General features: G+C 71.7%; 18 protein-coding genes and 2 tRNA genes. 7 read left to right on the forward strand and 13 right to left on the reverse strand.

Annotation, left to right across the window (positions count from 1 at the left end):
• Positions 1-16: 16 nt before the first annotated feature.
• From pheA to O0235_RS12980, 8 genes are all read right to left on the reverse strand, one after another.
• Complete coding sequence (gene pheA / locus O0235_RS12945; protein ID WP_270056197.1) at positions 17-838, reverse strand: prephenate dehydratase; 822 nt, start codon at positions 836-838, stop codon at positions 17-19.
• Between the two features lie 13 nt (positions 839-851).
• The gene (locus O0235_RS12950; RefSeq protein ID WP_270056198.1) at positions 852-1,526 is read right to left on the reverse strand and encodes a potassium channel family protein; all 675 of its coding nucleotides are present in this window, start codon (positions 1,524-1,526) and stop codon (positions 852-854) included.
• Positions 1,527-1,529: 3 nt separating this feature from the next.
• Positions 1,530-1,943, reverse strand: a complete 414-nt coding sequence (locus tag O0235_RS12955; RefSeq protein ID WP_270056199.1) for a potassium channel family protein — start codon at positions 1,941-1,943, stop codon at positions 1,530-1,532.
• Positions 1,940-2,407, reverse strand: coding sequence for a universal stress protein (locus O0235_RS12960; RefSeq protein WP_270056200.1), 468 nt, complete (start codon positions 2,405-2,407; stop codon positions 1,940-1,942). Before O0235_RS12960 ends, O0235_RS12955 begins: the two co-directional genes overlap by 4 nt.
• Positions 2,408-2,442: 35 nt before the next feature.
• A complete protein-coding gene (locus tag O0235_RS12965; RefSeq protein ID WP_270056201.1) occupies positions 2,443-2,634 on the reverse strand; it encodes a hypothetical protein in 192 nt (63 codons plus the stop codon).
• A 41-nt stretch (positions 2,635-2,675) separates the two neighbouring features.
• A complete protein-coding gene (locus O0235_RS12970) occupies positions 2,676-2,891 on the reverse strand; it encodes an acyl-CoA carboxylase biotin carboxyl carrier protein subunit (RefSeq protein ID WP_270056202.1) in 216 nt (71 codons plus the stop codon).
• Positions 2,892-3,376: 485 nt separating this feature from the next.
• Complete coding sequence (locus O0235_RS12975; RefSeq protein ID WP_270056203.1) at positions 3,377-4,354, reverse strand: SDR family NAD(P)-dependent oxidoreductase; 978 nt, start codon at positions 4,352-4,354, stop codon at positions 3,377-3,379.
• A 70-nt stretch (positions 4,355-4,424) separates the two neighbouring features.
• Positions 4,425-5,462 carry an aspartate-semialdehyde dehydrogenase gene (locus O0235_RS12980; RefSeq protein ID WP_270056204.1) on the reverse strand — a complete coding sequence of 346 codons (1,038 nt, stop codon included), beginning with the start codon at positions 5,460-5,462 and terminating at the stop codon, positions 4,425-4,427.
• Positions 5,463-5,581: 119 nt separating this feature from the next.
• On the opposite strand from O0235_RS12980, the gene O0235_RS12985 reads away from it, so the two are divergent.
• Positions 5,582-6,439, forward strand: coding sequence for an enoyl-CoA hydratase-related protein (locus O0235_RS12985; protein WP_270056205.1), 858 nt, complete (start codon positions 5,582-5,584; stop codon positions 6,437-6,439).
• Here O0235_RS12985 and murJ read toward each other — a convergent pair.
• The gene (gene murJ / locus O0235_RS12990; RefSeq protein ID WP_270056206.1) at positions 6,390-7,997 is read right to left on the reverse strand and encodes a murein biosynthesis integral membrane protein MurJ; all 1,608 of its coding nucleotides are present in this window, start codon (positions 7,995-7,997) and stop codon (positions 6,390-6,392) included. The genes O0235_RS12985 and murJ overlap by 50 nt on opposite strands.
• 25 nt (positions 7,998-8,022) lie before the next feature.
• Complete coding sequence (locus O0235_RS12995) at positions 8,023-10,791, reverse strand: glycoside hydrolase family 38 N-terminal domain-containing protein (protein WP_270056207.1); 2,769 nt, start codon at positions 10,789-10,791, stop codon at positions 8,023-8,025.
• Between the two features lie 88 nt (positions 10,792-10,879).
• On the opposite strand from O0235_RS12995, the gene O0235_RS13000 reads away from it, so the two are divergent.
• A complete protein-coding gene (locus tag O0235_RS13000) occupies positions 10,880-11,719 on the forward strand; it encodes an alpha/beta fold hydrolase (protein WP_270056208.1) in 840 nt (279 codons plus the stop codon).
• Positions 11,720-11,831: 112 nt separating this feature from the next.
• Positions 11,832-12,458 (forward strand): TetR/AcrR family transcriptional regulator, encoded by a 627-nt coding sequence (locus tag O0235_RS13005; protein WP_270056209.1) that lies wholly within the window; start codon positions 11,832-11,834, stop codon positions 12,456-12,458.
• Between the two features lie 9 nt (positions 12,459-12,467).
• On the opposite strand, the gene O0235_RS13010 is transcribed toward O0235_RS13005, so the two are convergent.
• Both O0235_RS13010 and O0235_RS13015 read right to left on the reverse strand, forming a co-directional pair.
• Entirely contained in the window at positions 12,468-13,427 is a 960-nt protein-coding gene (locus O0235_RS13010; RefSeq protein ID WP_270056210.1) for a cyclase family protein, read from the reverse strand.
• 48 nt (positions 13,428-13,475) lie between these two features.
• Positions 13,476-14,711: a hypothetical protein gene (locus O0235_RS13015; protein WP_270056211.1), complete on the reverse strand. Its 1,236-nt coding sequence runs from the start codon at positions 14,709-14,711 to the stop codon at positions 13,476-13,478.
• 69 nt (positions 14,712-14,780) lie between these two features.
• Here O0235_RS13015 and O0235_RS13020 point away from each other — a divergent pair.
• From O0235_RS13020 to O0235_RS13035, 4 genes are all read left to right on the forward strand, one after another.
• Positions 14,781-14,857, forward strand: a tRNA-Glu gene (locus tag O0235_RS13020).
• A 126-nt stretch (positions 14,858-14,983) separates the two neighbouring features.
• Positions 14,984-15,235, forward strand: coding sequence for a hypothetical protein (locus tag O0235_RS13025; RefSeq protein ID WP_270056212.1), 252 nt, complete (start codon positions 14,984-14,986; stop codon positions 15,233-15,235).
• Between the two features lie 64 nt (positions 15,236-15,299).
• Positions 15,300-16,313 (forward strand): cytochrome c biogenesis CcdA family protein, encoded by a 1,014-nt coding sequence (locus tag O0235_RS13030; protein WP_270056213.1) that lies wholly within the window; start codon positions 15,300-15,302, stop codon positions 16,311-16,313.
• An 83-nt stretch (positions 16,314-16,396) separates the two neighbouring features.
• Positions 16,397-16,473, forward strand: a tRNA-Glu gene (locus tag O0235_RS13035).
• 94 nt (positions 16,474-16,567) lie between these two features.
• Here the strand turns inward: O0235_RS13035 and O0235_RS13040 are convergent.
• Entirely contained in the window at positions 16,568-18,355 is a 1,788-nt protein-coding gene (locus tag O0235_RS13040) for an Hsp70 family protein (RefSeq protein WP_270056214.1), read from the reverse strand.
• Between the last annotated feature and the right edge of the window lie 54 nt (positions 18,356-18,409).

Here is an 18,409-nt window from a genome sequence, read left to right on the forward strand (position 1 = left end):
CTGCGCCCGCGGCGGGTCAGATGGCGCGCGGATAGCTGCCGAAGACCTTCAATTCGGCGCAGAGCGGCCGGATGCGGTCGAGGACGGCCTTCACCGCCGGGTCGTCCTGGTGGCCTTCAAAATCGATGAGGAAGACGTAGTCGCCGAAGGTCGCCTTCGTCGGCCGGCTCTCGATCTTGTTGCAGTTGATGTTCGCCTCGGCGAAGGCGTTCATCACGCTGGCCAGCGCGCCGGGCCGGTCCTCCGCGAAGGTGAACGCGATGGAGGTCCGGTCGCGGCCGGTGGGCGGCGGCGTGCCCCGGCCGAGGACGAGGAAGCGCGTGACGTTGTTCTCCGAATCCTGGATGTCGCGCGCCAGCACCTCCGCGCCGAGCAGCTCCGCGGCGCGCTCGGTCGCGATGGCTGCTGCGTCGCCCTCCCGCTTGAGCGCGAGCTCCACCGCTTCGGTCGTCGAAAGGGCGGCCTCCGCTTGCGCGCGGGGGAAACACCGCTCGAGGAACTTCCGGCACTGGCCGAGCGCCTGCGGGTGGGAGTAGATGACCCGCACGTCCGCGGGGCGCGTTCCCGGCTTCGCCACCAGGTTGTGCCGCACGGGGACGACGAGCTCCGCCTGGATCTTCAGGTCCGTCTCGTGAATCAGGATGTCGAGGGTCTCCTGCACCGAGCCGTTGATGAGGTTCTCGATGGCGACGATGCCGACGTCGGCCATGCCGGATTCGACGGCCGCGGCAACGGCAGCGTGGGACGGGAACGGCATGAGGTCCGCGCTCGAGTCGTACTGGAGCGCGGCGAGTTCGCCGAACGTGCCCGGCGGCCCGAGGTAGGCGACCCGCGTCACGCCGGCGCCGCCGTCAGGTGTCCAGCCCGTGGGTCGAGCCCACGAGCTGCTCGCGGAGCATGTCGAGGCTCTCCTTCGGCGCGACCACGACGAGCGCGTCGCCGGCGTGGAGCCGGGTGTCGCCGCTCGGCATCCGCGGCACCCCGCCCGGGTCGACGACGAGCGAGATGAGCGACTCCGCCGGGAGGAGGATTTCGCGGACCGACCGGCCGACGACGGGCGACGTTTCCGGCAGCTTCACTTCGATGAGCTCGAGGCCGGAGTGGAGCTGGAGCAGCGGGATCATCGCCTGTGTCGGGAGCTCCTGCTCGATCTGGGCGAGGACGGCCTGCGTCGCGGAGATGGTGGTTTCGATCCCGCGTTTGCGGAAGATGAGCTCGTTGCGGGGGTTGTTGATGCGGGCGATCGTGCGCTTCACGCCCCGGTAGCGCGCGATATCGCAGATGACGAGGTTGTCCTCGTCGTCGCCGGTGACGGCCGCCACGAGGTCGGCCCGGCTGACGCCGGCGGCGTCGAGCGTGGTCGCTTCGCAGGCGTCGCCGAAGAGGACGTTGCCGGCCAGCTCCTCCCGGATGTTCGCCACGCGGCCCGCATCCTGCTCGATGACGAGCACTTCGTGGTCCTGCTGGATGAGTTCGAGGGCGAGGTGGAAACCGACTTTGCCGCCGCCGCCAACGATGATGTACACGCGCTACCTCCGGGCAGGCTCGTTCAGGAGCATATCGACCATGACCTGCGCGCCGTAGCTGGTCGGGCTGAACGTTTCGAGGCCGAGGTCGCGGAAGATGCTCTCGCGCACCGGGTCGTACACCCGGCAGAGGACGCGGCGCACGCCGAAGATCTCCCGGGCGACCTGGCTCGCGAAGTAGTTCCGGTTGTCGCCCTGGGTCACCGCGAAGAACGCGTCCGCCTCGCGGATGCCGGCGCGTTCGAGCGTCGCGAGGTCCATGCCGTTGCCGACGATGCGGCGGCCGCCGAACCCTTCAGGGAGCCGGCGGAACGCGCTCTCGGTGATGTCGATGATGGTGACGGCGTGGCCCTGCCGCTCCAGCATCGTCGCGATGCGGGAGCCCRGGCGGCCGCAGCCCATGATGACGACGTTCATCGGGTCTCGAGACCTCCTCCCCGGTAAGCATCGCGCATCGGCCTGCGGATGAGCCAGACCTCGCACGGCGCGTGGCGAAGCAGGTACTCCGCAGTCGGCCCGAGCGCGAACGGCCGGTCCTCGCCTTCGAACGGCGGCAGCCCCAGGACGATGACGTCAGCCTTTTGCGACCGCGCTTCTTCGACGATGGCCGGCCCCGCCTCGCGCGCCTGCACGACGACGGAGCGGACGCCCTGGCAGCCGAATTCCGCGGCGGCGGCCTCCGCCTTCTCGATGATCTGCTGCGCCCGGCGGGACTCCTGGTCCAGCTCCACGTTCAGCGGCATCGACCGCCCAACTTCGATGACGTGCAGCAGATGGAGCCGCCCCCGCCGGGCCTTCGCCGCGGCGGCCGCGACGGCGATCGCCTCCATGCTGGCGCGGTCGGAAGCGACCGGGACGAGGAACGTCTGCCAGGTGTCCATCAGGCTTCCACTCCCCCTTCAGCGCTGCGCACCGGTCAGCGGTCGTCCTGGGCGAACCAGAGGCGGACGGCCCCGTTCAGGATGAGAACGACGCCGATGGCCATCCCGATATTCCACTCTACCGCCTGCGTGAGGAGGAAGAGGATCAGGACGACCCCGAGGACGATGGAGATGATGGAGAAGACGAGGTTGGCAGTGCGCATGCTGAGGGCCGGCGGCGAGTCCACCGCTCATGCTACGCCGGCCCGGCCGACGCGCAAACGCGGAATCACGCCAGGCGCAGGAGCGGCTGGCCCTGTTCGACGCGGTCGCCGGCGCGCACCAGCACTTCCGCCACGGTGCCCCCGGTCTCGGCCTCCACGGGCAGCTCCATCTTCATCGCTTCGACGATGAAGAGCTCCTGGCCCGGGGCGATCTGCTGGCCCGGCTGCGCCAGGACTTCCTTGATGGTGCCGGTCATCGGCGACGGCAATTCGCTCGCCATGTGCGCGCCCCCTGCGAGAGTTCGCTGCGCATCCTAGCGCCCGCTTCGCGGGGTGCGCACGGGGCGCGGCTTCCCGCAGGCGTGCGAAGGGGCCGCCCCGCGCCCCCTGGAGGCGAGAGCGGCCCTTTGCAAGCGTTGGAGCGCGTCTATCGGGAGCCGGCCCCGCCCGCAGCGCGGGCGTCGCCGTTCGGGCTGCCGGCCTTTGCTGCGCCCGGGTTGCCCCTGCGCCTGCCGGCCCGGCAGCTCCCGGGGCGGCGCCGTGACACCGGCCCGGGACCGGCGGCTGCGGGAGGACCCCGCCGCGCCGGCCGTCCCCCCCGACCACCCCGCCTCCAACGGGCCGGAATGTAGCGGGGCAGCCGGCCGCCGGCCAAGCAACTTATGACGGCTTGCCGCTGGCTTCAYGAAGATTTGACACGCCGGCCCGGCCCCCGGTTCGAAGTCGACAGAATGTCGGCCGCCGGCGTGCGGCCGTTATCGTCGACTCAGGCGAACTCGAGCGGGTGCTGGGCGCTGAACGGCGTCAGCTCTTCTTCGATGGCGAACTTCACCTGTTTCCACGTGAACTTGACGGCCCGTTCGCCGCGCTCGGGTAGGGGCTCGACGATGGCCTCGAACATCCCCTGGTTGGTGACCTCCTTCGGCTGGGCGAGGAGCTGCATGAACCCTTCGGCCGCCTCGAAGGTCTCGAGCATGCGCGGCTGCCAGCGGCCGAACACCTTCGGGTTCTCGGCATACTCATTGGTCATCCCGGTGCGCACGAACGGGTAGAGCACCGAGTACGCGGAGACGAGCTCGGCGCTGCGCCCGAGGTTCACCTGGAGCACCTTCGGCAGCTGGAGCACCGCCCAGTTGGCGATGGCGTAGCCCGGGACGCTCACGCCCGGGTCGATCGCCTGGCGCGAGGAGATGTAGACGAACTGGATCGGCTCGTTCGCGTACACCGCCTCGCCCGACCAGAGGTGCGTCATCGCCATGAAGCCGTCGATCTTCGTGTCGAGCACCAGCCGGGTCTCATTCAGGTTGTTGATGAACGCCTGCCGCACGCGGGCGCGGCGCATGGCCATCGATTCGCCCTCGATCTCCCGGAGCGACCGCCCGAAGGAATACCCCTTCTCGGTCAGGCCGGAGTTGCAGATGACGAGGTTGGGGATGCCGCCCATCTTTTCTATGACATAACTGCGGCTCGCCCAGAGGTCGCCCATGTTGGTCACGTCGGCCTGCAGCGGGAAGGCGTTGACGCCCTGGCTGCGGAGGTAATCGACGAGGTCGAGCCCGTCGTCGTAGGAAGAATGGAAGTGGACGGCGACGCTCTCGGCGCCGTTCAGGCCGGCCGCCAGCGCGAACGACTGGCCGAGGCCGCCATCCTTGCCCGCGCCCGAGATGAGGACGCGCTTGCCTTTGACCCCGGCGGCGAACTCGGCCGGGTAGCGGAACTTGTCGGGGTTGACCGTGAATGCCATGTGCGAACTCCCAAGGTATTGGTCCGCATTATGGCAGAGCGCCGGCCTATAGGAGAGCCCGCTGAATCCGCTATCGAACCCCGGCCCGCGGCCGGATGAGGCCGCGCCGGGCCGCTTCTTCGATGATCTGCACGACGTTCGTCGCAGCGCCCTTGCGGATGCTGTCGGTCACCGTCCAGAAGGCGATGCCCCCGGGATTCGAGTGGTCTGGCCGCAGCCGCCCGACGAGCACCCGGTCGGTGCCGGCGACGTCCATCGGCGTCGGGTACTGCTCGGCCGCCGGGTCGTCCATCAGCTCCACCCCGGGGGCGCCCGCCATCAGCGCCCGCGCTTCGTCGACGGTCACCGGCCGCTCGAATTCGGCCCAGACGCTCATCGCATGGCCGAAGAAAGTCGGGATGCGGACGCAGGTGGCGCTCACTCCCACGTCCGGCGCGTGGAGGATCTTCCGCGTTTCGTTCGCCATCTTCAGCTCTTCTTTCGTGTAGCCGTCGTCGGCGAAGACGTCGATCTGGGGGACCGCGTTGAAGGCGATGTCGCGCTTCTGCGTGCCGCTCGGCTCCCGGCGCCCGGACAGCGCCGCTTCCGTCTCCCTGCGCAGCCCTTCGACGGCGGCGGCGCCGGCCCCGGCCACGGCCTGGTATGTGCTGACGATGACGCGCCGGAGCGGATTCACGCGGTGAATCGGCGCCAGCGCGAGCACCATCGGCGTCGTCGTGCAGTTCGGCTGGCTCACGATGCCGCGGTGCCACTCGAGGTCGTCCGGGTTGATTTCGGGGATGACGAGGGGCACCGCGGGGTCCATCCGGAAGGCGCTGGAGTCGTCGATGACGAAGCTGCCGTTGGCCGCAGCGATGGGCGCGTACTGCCTGGACGCAGCCCCGGAGGCGGAGAGGAAGACGATATGGTCGTCCGGGGTGAAGCTCGCCGGCGTGGTTTCCTCGATGACGACCTCGGCGCCGCGGAAGGCGACCGTCTTGCCGGCTGAGCGGGCCGTCGCCAGCAGCCGCAGCCGGCCGACCGGCACCTGCCGCTCATCGAGGATCTTGAGGAACTCCTGGCCGACGATGCCGCTCGCGCCGACGACGGTGATGTTGTAGGCCTCCATGGGGCGCTCCGGGTTCGAAACGTTTCCGTCCATGGTACGGGCTGGTTCCCCCCCGGTGAATTCGCGGGGCGGCGCCGCTGCCGGGTACACTCCCGCCCACCGCACCGAGGAGGCCTCCCGTGGAGTTCCGCGATATCGACTACCGGACCGACGGCCCGATCGCCTGGATCACCTTCAACCGCCCCCAGTACCGCAACGCGCAGTCGTGGCGGCTGCTCGACGAGTACGACCGCGCGATGGACCTCGCCGTGGCCGACTCGGCGGTGCGCGTCATCATCACGCGCGGCGCCGGCGGCAACTTCTCCAGCGGCCACGACCTCGGCACACCCGAGCAGGCGGCCGACCGCGAAGCCCGGGGCATCGGCGAGGCCGGCATCGAGTTCTACGAAAACTTCCGTCACTACAACCTCGACCTGCTCGTGAAGTGGCGCAATGCCCCGAAGCCGACCATCGCGATGGTCGAGGGGTTCTGCATCTTCGCCGGCTGGATGATGGCCGCCTGCGTCGACCTCGTCTTCGCCGCCCGGAACGCGCTCTTCCTGCCCGCGATGCTGGAGTACTTCTCGCTGCCGTACGACGTCGGCGTCCGCAAGGCGAAGGAGCTGATGTTCGAAAGCCGCTTCCTCACCGCCGAAGAGGCGCGGGAGCTCGGCTTCGTCAACCGCGTCTTCGAACCGGAGGACCTCGAGCGCGAAACCGTCGGCTACGCCCTCCGGGTGGCCGAGAACAACCCGGTCGTCGTGCGCCTCTCGAAGGCCGCCGCGAACCGGGCGCAGGACCTCATGGGGTACAGCGCCTTCCTCGATACCGGGCTCTCGGACTACCTCGTGATGATGGCGAACCGGGGCGAAGCCCGGACGAAGGGCGGCCGCCGGCTCGGCGGGGTGGACCTTGCGCTGCGCGGACTGCGCGGCGAGCGGCCGGGGCTCACTCCGGCGCCGGGCGCCGGCGAAGCCGCGCCGCCAGCCGGGCCGTGACATCCTCGAGCTCGGGAACACGGAGCGCCAGGCAGGCTGCGGCGTAGCAGAGCGCGCCCGCCGCGACGCCGGCCGCCGCCGTCACCGCGGCATGCGTCCGGGTCTCGGAATCGAGGAGCACCGTCGCGGCCGAGAGGGCGACCGCCATCAGCCCGCCGGCCACGGCGACGCGCGCCATCGCGCCGAGCTCCTCCGCCGGGTTCCAGCCGGTCCGGCGCAGGAAGAGCACGTACAGCCCCAGCCACTCCGCCCATGACGCGGCACCGACCGCGAAGGCGAGCCCGCTGACGCCGAACGGCTCCCAGAGGAGCGCCCCGAGGAGCAGGTTCACGCCGACTGCAAGCACGGCCAGCGTCACCGGCGTGCGCGTATCGCCAAGCGCGTAGAAGCCGCGGCTGTGAATTTCGATCCCGGCCTGGGGGACGATGCCGAGGCAGTACCAGCCGAGCGCGGCGGCCGTCATCAGCGAGTCCGCGCGGGTGAACGCGCCCCGTTCGAGGAGGGTGATGGCTGCCGGCTCGCGCAGCATCGCCAGGCCGAGCGCTGCCGGGACCGTCAGGAACATGATGAGCCGAAGGACCCGCGAAACTGTCCGGTTCAGTTCGTCCAGCTCCTCCCTGGCGACCTGTCCCGCGAGCCGCGGGAAGACCGCCGTCGAGAGCGCCATCCCGAAGAGCGCGAGCGGCAGGCCCGCCAGCAGCCACGCGTACGTCATGTTCGAAATCGCGGAAGCGCCGACCTTTGAGGCGAAGAAGCCCGTCACGACGAAGTTCACCTGCGCCGCGGCGAGCCCCACGACCCGGGGCGCCATCAGGCGGCCGACCTCCATCACGCCCGGTTCGCCCCAGCCCAGTGACGGCCGGTAGCGGAACCCTTCGGCCGCCACCCCGGGCACCTGGATGCCGAGGTGCATCGCCGCCCCGAGGACGACGCCGAAGGCGAGGCCGTTGACGCCCCACCGGTCGGCGAAGACCACCGCGCCGAGGATGATGCCGAGGTTGTAGAGCATCGGGGCGAGCGCCGGCAGGAAGAACCGCTCGCGCCCGTTCAGCATGCCCGTGAGCATCCCGCTGGCGGCGAACAGCAGCGTCGAGACCAGCATCACCCGGGTCAGCTCGACGGCCGTGCCCGTCAGCTCCTCCGAACGCCCGATGTCGTCGCCGAGCCCTGGGGCGATGGCCGGCACGAGCAGCGGCGCGAGGAAGAACGCCGCCGCGCAGAGCGCCGCCGTCGCGAGGACGACGAGGTTGAGCACCCGGCTCGCGAGCAGCCAGGCCTCGGCAGCGCCCTCCCGCTCGAATTTGCGGGCGAAAACCGGGATGAAGGCGCTGCCGAGCGTGGCCCCGGCGAGCACCTGGAAGATCATGTCGGGGATGCGGAAGGCGACGTTGTAGGCATCGAGCTCCGGCGACGCGCCGAAGGCGTTCGCGATGACGATCGTCCGCACGATGCCGAGCAGCCGCGAACCGACGAAGCCGAAGGCGACGATGGCCGCGGCGAGCGCCAGCCCGCCGCCCGCGGACCGCGCGGTTCGCCTCCCTTCAGCGCCGGGCGCCATGCGCGCATGCTACGGCGGCACCCCGCTACGGGCGTTCGGCGGGCTCGAAGCGGATGGTCGCAATCTCCCACGGCCGCAGGTCGAACGCCCGGCTCCCGGCTTCCCCCGCCAGCGGCACCGGGTTGCGCTCCAGCAGGTCGACACGGGCTGCAGCTGCCGAGCCCGCGGCCGGGACGTCGACCGTCACCCGGCCGCCGGCGGGGCCGCCGTAGACGCGCACCAGGGGCGCACCGTCGGCGCCGCTGCGGCAGGCGGCGCTCAGCGCGGCGTCGCCCTCCAGCCCGGCGAGGGGCAGCCAGCTCCCGAGCGAGCCCTCGTGCCCGTTCGTGGCCCAGCCGATGGGCGGGAATGCCCAGCCGTGGGCAAGCGGAGCGATGCCGGCCGCATGCCAGCCGCCCGCGTACGGCGCCAGCGCAAACGAGAACCGGTGGCGGCCCGGGCACTGGCTGTCGAACGTCTGCACGGTCGGCCCCGCGCCGCCGCGCCGGCTGCGGAGGTCCGGCCGCGACAGCCAGCCGACGCACCGCAGGAGCGTGAGGGCCAGCGCCTTCCGGCCGCGCCAGTCGGCGAGTTCGCCCTCGGGCAGGCCGCGGTTCAGCAGGGCGAGGCCGCGGCCGCCGGCTTCGACAGCGGCGAACGTTTTCTGCGGAAAGGTGGTCGGCGGCTGCTCGGCGCTTTCGCCGTTCCACGGCGGCGGCGCCAGCGGCCGCTCGGCCACGTAGAAGTGGTTCTCGGTCAGCAGGCGCTCCGGTTCGAACGGCAGCGGGACCAGCGCCCGGAGCCGGTGGTCCTGCGCGAGGTTGTCGACCGTGACCCGGAATTCGATGAGCGGCAGCCCGCGCCAGAGCCGCACCGCGACATCGACCGGCTCCAGCACCCGCTCCCGCCGCGACCGCCGCCGCCGCTTCGGTCCGAGCCTGGCCGGCAGGTCGTAGACGAGCGTGTACTGCAGCTCCTGCCAGGCCGGCGTGCTCCTCGTCCCGCGAACCGTGACCGAGACCGGCTCGTCGACGCCGTCATCGAGGATGTCCGCGTTGTACTCGTCACCGCGGTCGCCCTCGGAGATGAACACGAGCGCGGGGTCGAGGTCGAGGCCGGTTTCCCGGTCGCGGATGCGGAGCGAGGCGCCGGACATCCGCACGTCGAAGCGGCCGGAGCGGAGGCGCCGGCCGCCGGGTGCGGGCTCGAGCCCGGCCGCTGCGCCGTGGATCGGGACGGCGAGCTCGAGGCCGGCTGCGCGCGCGGGCGGGAGGACCGCCGTGAGGCGCGCGCGCTCGCTCTCGCGGACGGCGACCTCCGCGGTCTCCGCGAGCCCCGCGCGCACGATGCTGCGCACCTCGGCGCGGAAGCCTTCGTCGTCGATGACGGTGATGTCCGGCCCGACCGTGGTGGTGACGCGGAGGTGCCCGTCCCCCAGCTCCCAGTCCATCGCCTCGATCGCGTGGACGTCGTACCGCTGCTCGCGGAGGAAGTCGAGGTGGCGCAGCGCGCCGCGCGGCGAGACGTCCTCGCGGAGGAGTTCGGCGCCGCCCCCGAGCGGTTCGAGCGTGAACGGGATGACCTCGCCGCCGGGGAGGCGGAGGGCATCGAACGCCGCCCAGGCGGCGGGAACGTCGGCCTCGATGGCAGCCGGCGCGCCCTGCACCGGCCGGAAGACGGCCAGGCCGCCCTGCGCCGGCACTTCCATCCGCCGGATGAGGTGGGCCGCTGATTCCCGCGCGACCTGCATGGCGAGCTGCTCGGCCCGGTCGTAGCGGGGCAGCATCTCGCGGTGGACCTGGTCGACGCTGCAGCCGCAGATCGAGTCGTGCGGCGTGTTTTCGAGGGCGAGGCCCCACGCGTGCCGCAGAGCAGGCGAGCCGTCCGGCCCGCCGTGCAGGTGCGCAAGCAGCTCGAGCGGCTCGGCGTACCGTTCGAGCGCGCACGCCACCTCGAAATCGCGCTGCTTGAGGACCATGCGGGAGGAGAGCACGCCGGCGAGCACGTTCGAGCGGTCGGGCGAGCGGAGTTCGCCCCGGTGGACGACCTCGTCGATGCCGGCGGCGAGCACCGCGCGCTCGTACTCCGCGAGCGTCGCCAGCTCGAACCGGTAGCCGCGGCCGGCCGCCCGCGCCAGCAGCTCCGGGACGTGCGGCTCCATCCGCGAATGGTCGGTGCCGTTCATCAAGAGCGCCGGCAGTCCCTTCCGGAGGTCGCGCTCCTGCCGGCGGACCCGCTCGAGGAAGTCCTCGACGTCGGCGGGGAGCCGCCAGCCGCTCGAGTAGCTGTTGCGGAGGTAGAGCACCGGGATGCGCGTGCCGTCCGGCGCCTCCCACCAGAAGCTCCAGCCCGGGATGCCATCCGGCACGCCGCGCCAGAGGCAGGCGCTCGTGAGGCCGAGCTGCCGCATCAGCTGCGGCATCTGGGCGATGTGGCCGAACTGGTCCGCGCAGTGGCCGATGCGCAGGCTGCCGCCCAGCCGCTCGGCGAACCGGATGCCGCGCTGGAAGCTCCGGATGTGCGATTCGCCCGAGGGCAGGAACTCATCCGGCTGCACCCACCACGGCCCGATGACGACGCGCCCTGCTTCGATGAGCGCCCGCAGCCGGCCTTCGTTCTCCGGCCGCAGCTCGAGGTAATCCGCGATGACGATGCTCTGCCCGTCGAGGTTGAAGCAGCGGTACTCCGGGTGCCGCTCCATGTGGTCCAGCAGCTCGTCGATCATCTGGACGAGCCGCCAGCGGAAGAGTTCGTGCGGCTGATACCACTCGCGGTCCCAGTGGGTGTGGGGGACGACGTAAACGGTCCGTTCCATGGCGTGTCCCGGCGGCGAAGTAGCCCCCGATTGTACGCGCGCGCCCCGGGCGCTTGCGCCTTCATGCCCGGCGGTGTTCCATCAGCCGGTGCCGACGTTCGAACGCGACGGGCTGCAATTCGCCTACGAAACCGCCGGCGACGCCGGCCTGCCGGCGGTCGTCCTCCTCCACGGCTTCACCAGCGACCTCCGGATGTGGCACCCGGTCATCGGCGATTTCGCGCGCCGGTACTTCGTCGTCGCCATGGACCTGCGCGGCCACGGGCAGAGCGCGGCGCCGGACGACCTCGATGCCTACACCGCGGAAGAGCTCGCCGCGGATGTCCGCGCCCTGCTCGATCACCTCGAAATGAACCTCTGCGCGCTCATCGGCTGCAGCTTCGGCGGGATGATCGCGCTGCAGTTCTCCGTCACGTGGCCGGAGCGGCTCGCAGCGCTGGTCCTCAGCGATACCTCCGCGGCCTACCGCCACCCGGCCTACGACGAGCGCTACTGGGAGCGGGAGCGCAGCATCGACGCCGCGACCGGGGTCGTCCGCAAATTTGGCACGGCCGAGCTGGGGAAGCGCGCTGCCGCCTCCATCGCGGACCCGTTCCTCGCCCGCGGCGTGCGCGAGCGGTACGCCCGGCTTTCGGCGGCGGGGTGGCTCGGCTGCGCGCGGGTGCGGAACGAGCGGCCCGACCTCCTCCCGCTCCTCCGGAGCCGGCTGACGATGCCGGTGATGGTGGCCATCGGCGACGACGACCCGGTCCGGAGCGCCTCCGAGGTGATGGCCGGCGAACTCCCGGATGCCCGCGTCGTGACGTTCCGGGGGACGGGCCACGGCGTGCCGGTGCTGGCGCCGCAGGCGTTCGCCCGCGAAGTCCTCCGTTTCTTCGAAGAGGTCGAGGAGGGGCGGCCCGTCGCCGGGCGGCGGACGGCCGGCTGAACGCGGTGTCAAACGCGCCATCGCGCGCTATTTCGGTGATTCGAACGAAATGGTAGAGTGACGCAGGACGCGACTGGCCCCTTGCGCGTACCTGTCTCCCGGAGTCCAGCAGATGGGACGTTCCAGTGTCACGGCCGAGCGGCGCCGCCAGATCATCGATGCCACCGTCCGGGTCATGGGGCAGAAGGGCTGGCAGGAAGCCTCGATCGATGAGATCAGCAAGGCCGCGGGCGTCAGCCGCGGGCTCGTCTCCTACCACTTCGGCGACAAGGCGGCCCTCCTCGCCGGTGTGCTCGAACGCTGCCGCGAGGTCTTCGTCGATACCGTCGCCGTCTCCATCGGACCGGGGCTGGACCCGGTCTACCGCCTCCGCATGGTGACGCGGACCGGGATCCTGATGGCGCGCAAGGAAGCGCTGACGTACGACGTCTTCCTCCACTTCACGGCGAGCGCCCGCAGCGAACCGCAGCTCGCTGAGCGCCTGCGCGACCTCTACCGCGACTTCCGGCGCGGCACGGCGAACGCCATCCGCGACGGCCAGCGGAGCGGCGCCTTCCGGCTCGACGTCGACCCGGAGGCCGCTGCGGCCCACCACATCGGCACCATCATCGGCATCGCGTTCCAGTGGCTGCTCGACCCGGAGGGCTTCGACCTCGACCTCGCGGCCCGGCATGCGGAGGATGCGCTCATCTCGCACCTGACGCGGCGCTTCCCGGTGTTCGCCGAGGTCGACGGCTGACCGTCCCGGCTACTTGAGCGCGATGGCGTTCGGCGGCGAGCCGATCCCGCCCGTCTTGTTCAGCGGCGCGGAAACGAGGAACGCTTCGTAGCGGCCGTCTGCGGCGCAGTCGGCGGCCAGCCGGGAGAGGTCCCACAGCTCGCCGATGGCGATCCCGAAGAGCCCGAGCAGCCATTCGTGGAGGAATCCGCCGTGCTCCCGGCGGGGCGGCCACGCTTCGACGGACGGGAGGTCGCTGGCGATGGCGCAGATGTGCAGGTTCCAGAGGTATTCGGCCATCGGTTCGCCGGCCGCGATGCCCGGCGCGCGGAATGCCGCCATGTTCGCCAGCCCGGTGCGCGCCCGTTCGTCGAGCCCCTCGTACCACTCGGTCCATCCGGTCCGCAGCAGGAGGACATCGCCGGCTTCGAACTCGACTCCCTGCGCCCGCCGGCAGGCTTCGAGCTCGTCCACCGAGAACCGGCGGTCGGTCGTGAAATCGATCTCCTCGCCGCGCGAGGCGAGGTAGCGGCCGATATCCAGCACCACCGCCCGGCCGGCGATGCCGCGCCGCGCCCAGTGGTCGATGCCGCCCTTCGAGCCGGGCTTGCCGGTCACCTCCTCCTTCCGGATGCCGTTGTAGAACCCGTACTGCGAATTGCCGACGTGGACGAGCGTGTCCCACTGGCTGCTCGCCTGCGGGTAGAAGTTGTCGAGCACGTCGTCGTGGTGGATGGCCCCGCCGAAGATCGTCTGGCGGACCGCGCCGCGGTTGAAGAGCGGAGGATTCGGCAGCTCCATGTTCCAGTTGAGCGGGAACATCGCCCCGCGCTGGACGAGCCGGGCCGCCTTCGCGATGCGCTCGGGCGTCTGGAGGTTGAACATGCCGACCTGGTCGTCCCTGCCGAAGAGCCACCAGGCGGATTTCGGCGGTGCGCCCTCCACCGCCGGGAGTTGGTCGAACCGGGGAAGCGTCACGTCATCTGCCATGGGCCGGGATTCTACGCGTCCCGGCCGCTGCGGCGAGCGGCGGGCGCGTCACCGGTTCCGGAGGAACGCGGCGAGCGCCCGCGCGTCGGCCTCCGCGTCGGCGAAGACGAGCGTCACCGCGGCGCCGTCGGGCTCGAGCTGGATGACGGTGACGGCGTCCCGGCGGGTTGCGACGAGCTGGCCGGGCTCTTCCAGGACAGCTGGCGCCCGCGCGCCGAGGAGGTCGCGGTGGCGTGCGGCGAACTCCCCGGCCTCCTTGGCGTCCGAGAAGCGGACGCGGAGCGCGAGCGCGGCGCCGCCGGGCGCGGCGTAGGCCTGGGCGGCGTCCGCGGCCCAGCCGCCGGCCCCCTGCAGCGCCGCGAGCGCCGGGAGCCCGGTTTGGAGGTAGCTCGCCAGCAGGAATTCGCCGAGCGTGTCCGCCCCCGCGGGCGTCCAGCCCGGCCCAGGCGGCGCGGCTGGCAGCATCGCGCCGCCCGGCGCCCAGCCGGTCCGGGTGAGGTCCGGGTGGAGGATCAGGGCCGTCGCGCCCGGTCCGCCGGCCCGGAACAGCCGGTCGAGGGCGCCCGGGTCGCTTCCCCGGAGGAGGCTGACCCACTCCGTTCCCGTCGTGTACTGGAACGCCGCCTCGCGGGCGAGCGCTGGCGGGGGCGCGGCCGCGGCGGGCGGAGGTTCGACGGCGGCGCCCGGGGCGAGCCGGGGCAGGAGATAGCGGGCCGTCCACTGCCCCTCCGTCCAGGAGGCGTCGCCTTCGAGGAGCGCCCGGAGCGCGAGGCGGGCGTCGAGCGTTGCCGCCCCGCGTTCGAGCCGGGGGATGTCGAAGTGGTAGTCCTGCAGCGCGTGGACGAATTCGTGGGCGAGGAGCCGCTGCTCCCACGGTTCGAGGTCGCGCGGCGAGGCCGGGAGGGCGCCGTCACGGACGAGCCACACTTCGCGCCGGCCCGGCAGATAGAGCGCGCCGACCGCGGTTTCGAGCATCGCCTGCTCCGCGCCGGCCAGGCTGGCTCCCGGCGGGAGCAGGCCCAACAGCCGGTAGACCGTGTCCAGCGCGGCGGCGCGGCCGACATCCGCAGGATGCGCCGCTTCGCTGAGCAGCGCCGGCAGTGCCTCGCGGCGGACGACCCCGATGCGCAGCGACGCGGGCGGCGGGAGGCCGCGCACCCCGGCGACCTCCTCGAGCATCGACCGGTACGCGTCCGGCAGCGGCACCGTCTCAGGCCGAGCAGGGCCGCCGCCGCGGCAGGCCGGGGCCGCCAGCGCGAGGCACAGGAGTGCCGCAGCGAACATCCATCGAGCGCGCGCCATGGGGTGCGAACCTTGCCCGAATCGTCGCACGTTGGCTATCCTCGAAGAAACGGCGCATTCGTCTAGTGGCCTAGGACACCGCCCTCTCAAGGCGGAGATCAGGGGTTCGAATCCCCTATGCGCTACCAACGCCAGCAGGCCGGGCTCGACGTTCGTCGGGCCCGTTTTCGTTCCCGCGCCGGTGGCGCCGCTGGCATCGCCGTGCGGCGCCGGGCGCGAACCGGTGACCATCGACCCGGCCGGGGGATGCCGCCATGCCATTCGCTGACGACGAAACCATCGCCGCTTACCGCGAGGCCTGGGATGCCTGGCAGAAGCAGCTCCAGCATCTCCACCGGGTGTTTCTGGAAGGCGAGCCGATCCGGCCCGACCAGCTGAAAGGGCTGCTCGGACGCGAAGCCCGCGCGAAGGAGCGCTGGGAGGCGGCCCGCCGGCGGCTGCTCGGGCTGGAGGCCGACCTGCCCGGCCCCGGCGGGGCGGACCCGGACCGCAACCCGTTCCGATGACCGGCGGAGCAGGGTCCGAACGGTCCCGCGCCCGGAACCGCGAAGTTCCTACAATGGAACACAGATGGCACGCCAGGGAACGTTGTCGCGGCCGCGGTGGAACCGGAGCACCGGCTACGCGCTCCTCCTCCTCCTTGCCGCCATCCCGGTCGTGGCGTTCGCGATTGGGCCGCTGACCAGTTCGAGCTTCAGCCTTCGCGGCCCCGGCGGGCCGTTCGTGGCGTTTTCTGCCGGCGTGCTCTCGTTCGTCTCGCCGTGCGTGCTCCCGCTGGTGCCGATTTTCCTCGCCCAGATTTCCGGGGCGAGCATCGAGAACGGCCGCGTCGTGGCGAGTCGCCGGGTGACGTTCACCCATGCGGTGGCATTCGTCACCGGCCTCTCGCTCGTCTTCATCGCACTCGGCGCAGCGGCRGGGCTCCTCGGCTCCTACGTGCTGGTCGACAACCAGGAGCGGCTGGGGGAGATTGCCGGCTCGCTCCTCGTCCTCATGGGCGTGCTCATCATCCCGCCGCGCGGGCGCGCGGAGCCGCTGCTCTCGGCGCTCCTGCTCATCGTGCTTACCGCCGTGTTCATCCTGCTGGCCGACCTCGGGAACTTGCAGGACGACCGTTTCCGGCTGGCGGCGCTCGGCGTCGTGCTCCTCCTCGTGTGGCTGCGGTTCGCGGGCTACGTGCAGCTCGCGTTCTTCCAGCGCTCGTTCGAAGTTCCGATCGCGCGGAACCACGGCGTCGGCTATCTGCGCTCCGCGTTCGTCGGCGGGGCGTTCGCGCTCGGCTGGACACCGTGTGTGGGGCCGATCCTCGGGTCGATCCTCACGCTCGCCGCGACCTCGGGGGAGGCGGTGCGCGGGACGTATCTGCTCGCGTGGTACGCGGCCGGGCTCGCGGTCCCGTTCCTCATCGCCGGGCTCGCGGTTTCCGATGCCCAGCGGGTCATCCGCCGCGTGCAGCGGTTCGGTCCCGTCATCGAAATCGTCAGCGGCCTGATGCTCATCGTCGTCGGGGTGCTGCTCGTGAGCGGCCGCCTGACGGCGCTGAACGACTTTTTCACGTTCGCGGACTTCAACCAGGGACTGTAGCGGCCGGGAGCCGCAGCGCGGCCCCACCCGCGAAAAGGTGCCCGAACCGCCCGGTCGTGGTAGCCTGAACGTCAGACGGCAACGGCGCGTTCGTCTAGAGGCCCAGGACGCCACCCTTTCAAGGTGGAGATCAGGGGTTCGAATCCCCTACGCGCTACCAGGACATCAAAGCCGGGCTCGACGTACGTCGAGCCCGTTCTCGTTGATGCGCTGGCGCTGCGGCGACTGCCTGGCGAGGAGCGGCGCGAGGCGGCTCAGCGCGGGAGCGGGAAGCAGTTGCCGGTCCCCTGTTTCACCGAGTGGTCGGGATTGGCGACGAGGATGCACATGGCAGTGGCCGCGGCGGGCCGGTCAGCCGTGGTGTAGCCCGTAAACGGGCTGCCGCCGCCGTAGACGAACCACGGACCGGTGCCCGGGATGCCCGCCTGCTGCGGGGGCACGTTGTCGAAGAAGAAGTGGACGTGCTGGCCGGGCAGCGCGGGCTGGAAGCCGGCGGTTTCGAACGCGACGCTGTAGCGATTCCCGCTGACCGTGATGCCGGTGATGCGCGCCGTCCCCGCGGCGAGCGTCGGGGTGGGCGTCGGCGCAGCAACGGTCGCCGCGGTCGTGGCCGCCGCGGTCGGGGTGGCCGCTGCGGCGGCTGCGGGTCCCGTGGCGGTAGCGGCCGCGGCGGTCGCGCGGTCGGCAGCGGCCGGCGGCGCCGCAGCTTCGTCCCCGCCGCGCCCGAACAGGAGGAACGCGGCCCCGGCAACGGCCGCGGCGGCCACCGCAGCGCCCGCGAAGACGATGCCCCGCGGCCGCCCTCGGGCCGCGGCGACGGCGTCGGCGGTTCCCTCCCCGGGTGGCGCTCCCCCGGCGGCGAGCTGGACGCGCGCCGGCCCCGCGGCCGGCGCCAGCGGTTCGGGTGCGGGCCGGGGCTGGCTGCCCGCTGCCGGTTCGCCGGGCGGCTGCGGCGTCGCGCCGGCTGACGCGGCGGGGCGTTCTGCGAGCGCGCTCCCCGCTTCGAGCGCCGCGCCGAGCGCTACGGCGTGCTTCGGGTGGGTATCCACCGCGACCGGCCGCCCGGTCATCTCCCGGACTGTCGCTGCGACGAGCGGGATGCGGGAAGTGCCTCCCACGAGCAGGATGCGGTCGACCCCGTCCATCGTGAGGCCTGCGCTGCGCACAGAGCGCTCGAGCGCGGCCACGGTTTCGCGGATGCGCGGGCCGATGGCGCCTTCGAATTCCTCGCGGGTGATGCGCACCGTGGTGTGGAGCCCCGGCAGCGCGGCGGTGACGACCGCTTCCGTGTCGTAGGAGAGCGCTTCCTTCGCTTCCCGGCATTCATCGCGGAGCCGCTGCACCGCCGGGCGGGCGGAAGGGTCCCCTGTTCCGTTCCAGTCGCCCTCGAGCGAATTCAGCACGTGACGGAAGACGGCCTCGTCGAAGTCGATGCCGCCGAGCCGCTCGAGTCCCTCCGGCTGCCCGAGCAGCTCGAACCCGTCAGGGGTCTTCCGGAGCACCGAGGCATCGAACGTCCCGCCGCCGAAGTCGTACACGGCGAGGACAGCGCCCGGCTCGACCCGCTCCTGGCTGGCGTAGTGGATGGCCGCCGCGATGGGCTCGGGGAGCAGCCGGATGGTTCCGAGGTCCGCCGCGCGGGCGGCGTGGTCGAGCAGGTCGAGCTTGTACTGGCTGAAGCTCGCGGGGTGGGTGACGACGATGGCGGCCGGCGCCTCGCCGCGCTGGCGGGCGGCTTCTTCGACAGCAGCCCGGAGGAGGCAGCCCCAGAGGGCTTCGGCGCCGTACGGCGTGCCGCCGAGGATGAGCGGAGTCGGGTCGCCGATGCGCCGCTTGAATTCGCGCGCGACGCGCGCCGGCTCGGCGGGGGCGCGCCGTTCGGCCGCTTCGCCGGTCAACACCGTGCCGTCGTCGCGCAGCAGCACGACCGAGGGGATCGACGCGCTCCTCGTCCCGAGCTGGAGCATGTCCACCCGCCCGGCCTCCCATACCGCCGCCGCCGTGTAGCTCGTTCCGATGTCGACCCCGAGGGCGTAGGTCATGCGATCCTGTCCACCATCCCGCGAAAAGATTCGCTATTCTAGCCGCGCGATAAA

The organism is Tepidiforma flava, from assembly GCF_027594505.1.
GTDB classification, from domain to species: Bacteria; Chloroflexota; Dehalococcoidia; order Tepidiformales; family Tepidiformaceae; genus Tepidiforma; species Tepidiforma flava.

Coding starts and splice junctions, on each gene's coding strand:
- O0235_RS12960 (WP_270056200.1), bottom strand. CDS start 2,407: ATGGACACCTGGCAGACGTTCCTCGTCCCGGTCGCTTCCGACCGCGCC.
- O0235_RS12970 (WP_270056202.1), bottom strand. CDS start 2,891: ATGGCGAGCGAATTGCCGTCGCCGATGACCGGCACCATCAAGGAAGTC.
- O0235_RS12975 (WP_270056203.1), bottom strand. CDS start 4,354: ATGGCATTCACGGTCAACCCCGACAAGTTCCGCTACCCGGCCGAGTTC.
- O0235_RS12980 (WP_270056204.1), bottom strand. CDS start 5,462: ATGGAGGCCTACAACATCACCGTCGTCGGCGCGAGCGGCATCGTCGGC.
- murJ (WP_270056206.1), bottom strand. CDS start 7,997: ATGGCGCCCGGCGCTGAAGGGAGGCGAACCGCGCGGTCCGCGGGCGGC.
- O0235_RS12995 (WP_270056207.1), bottom strand. CDS start 10,791: ATGGAACGGACCGTTTACGTCGTCCCCCACACCCACTGGGACCGCGAG.
- O0235_RS13005 (WP_270056209.1), top strand. CDS start 11,832: ATGGGACGTTCCAGTGTCACGGCCGAGCGGCGCCGCCAGATCATCGAT.
- O0235_RS13010 (WP_270056210.1), bottom strand. CDS start 13,427: ATGGCAGATGACGTGACGCTTCCCCGGTTCGACCAACTCCCGGCGGTG.
- O0235_RS13015 (WP_270056211.1), bottom strand. CDS start 14,711: ATGTTCGCTGCGGCACTCCTGTGCCTCGCGCTGGCGGCCCCGGCCTGC.
- O0235_RS13025 (WP_270056212.1), top strand. CDS start 14,984: ATGCCATTCGCTGACGACGAAACCATCGCCGCTTACCGCGAGGCCTGG.
- O0235_RS13040 (WP_270056214.1), bottom strand. CDS start 18,355: ATGACCTACGCCCTCGGGGTCGACATCGGAACGAGCTACACGGCGGCG.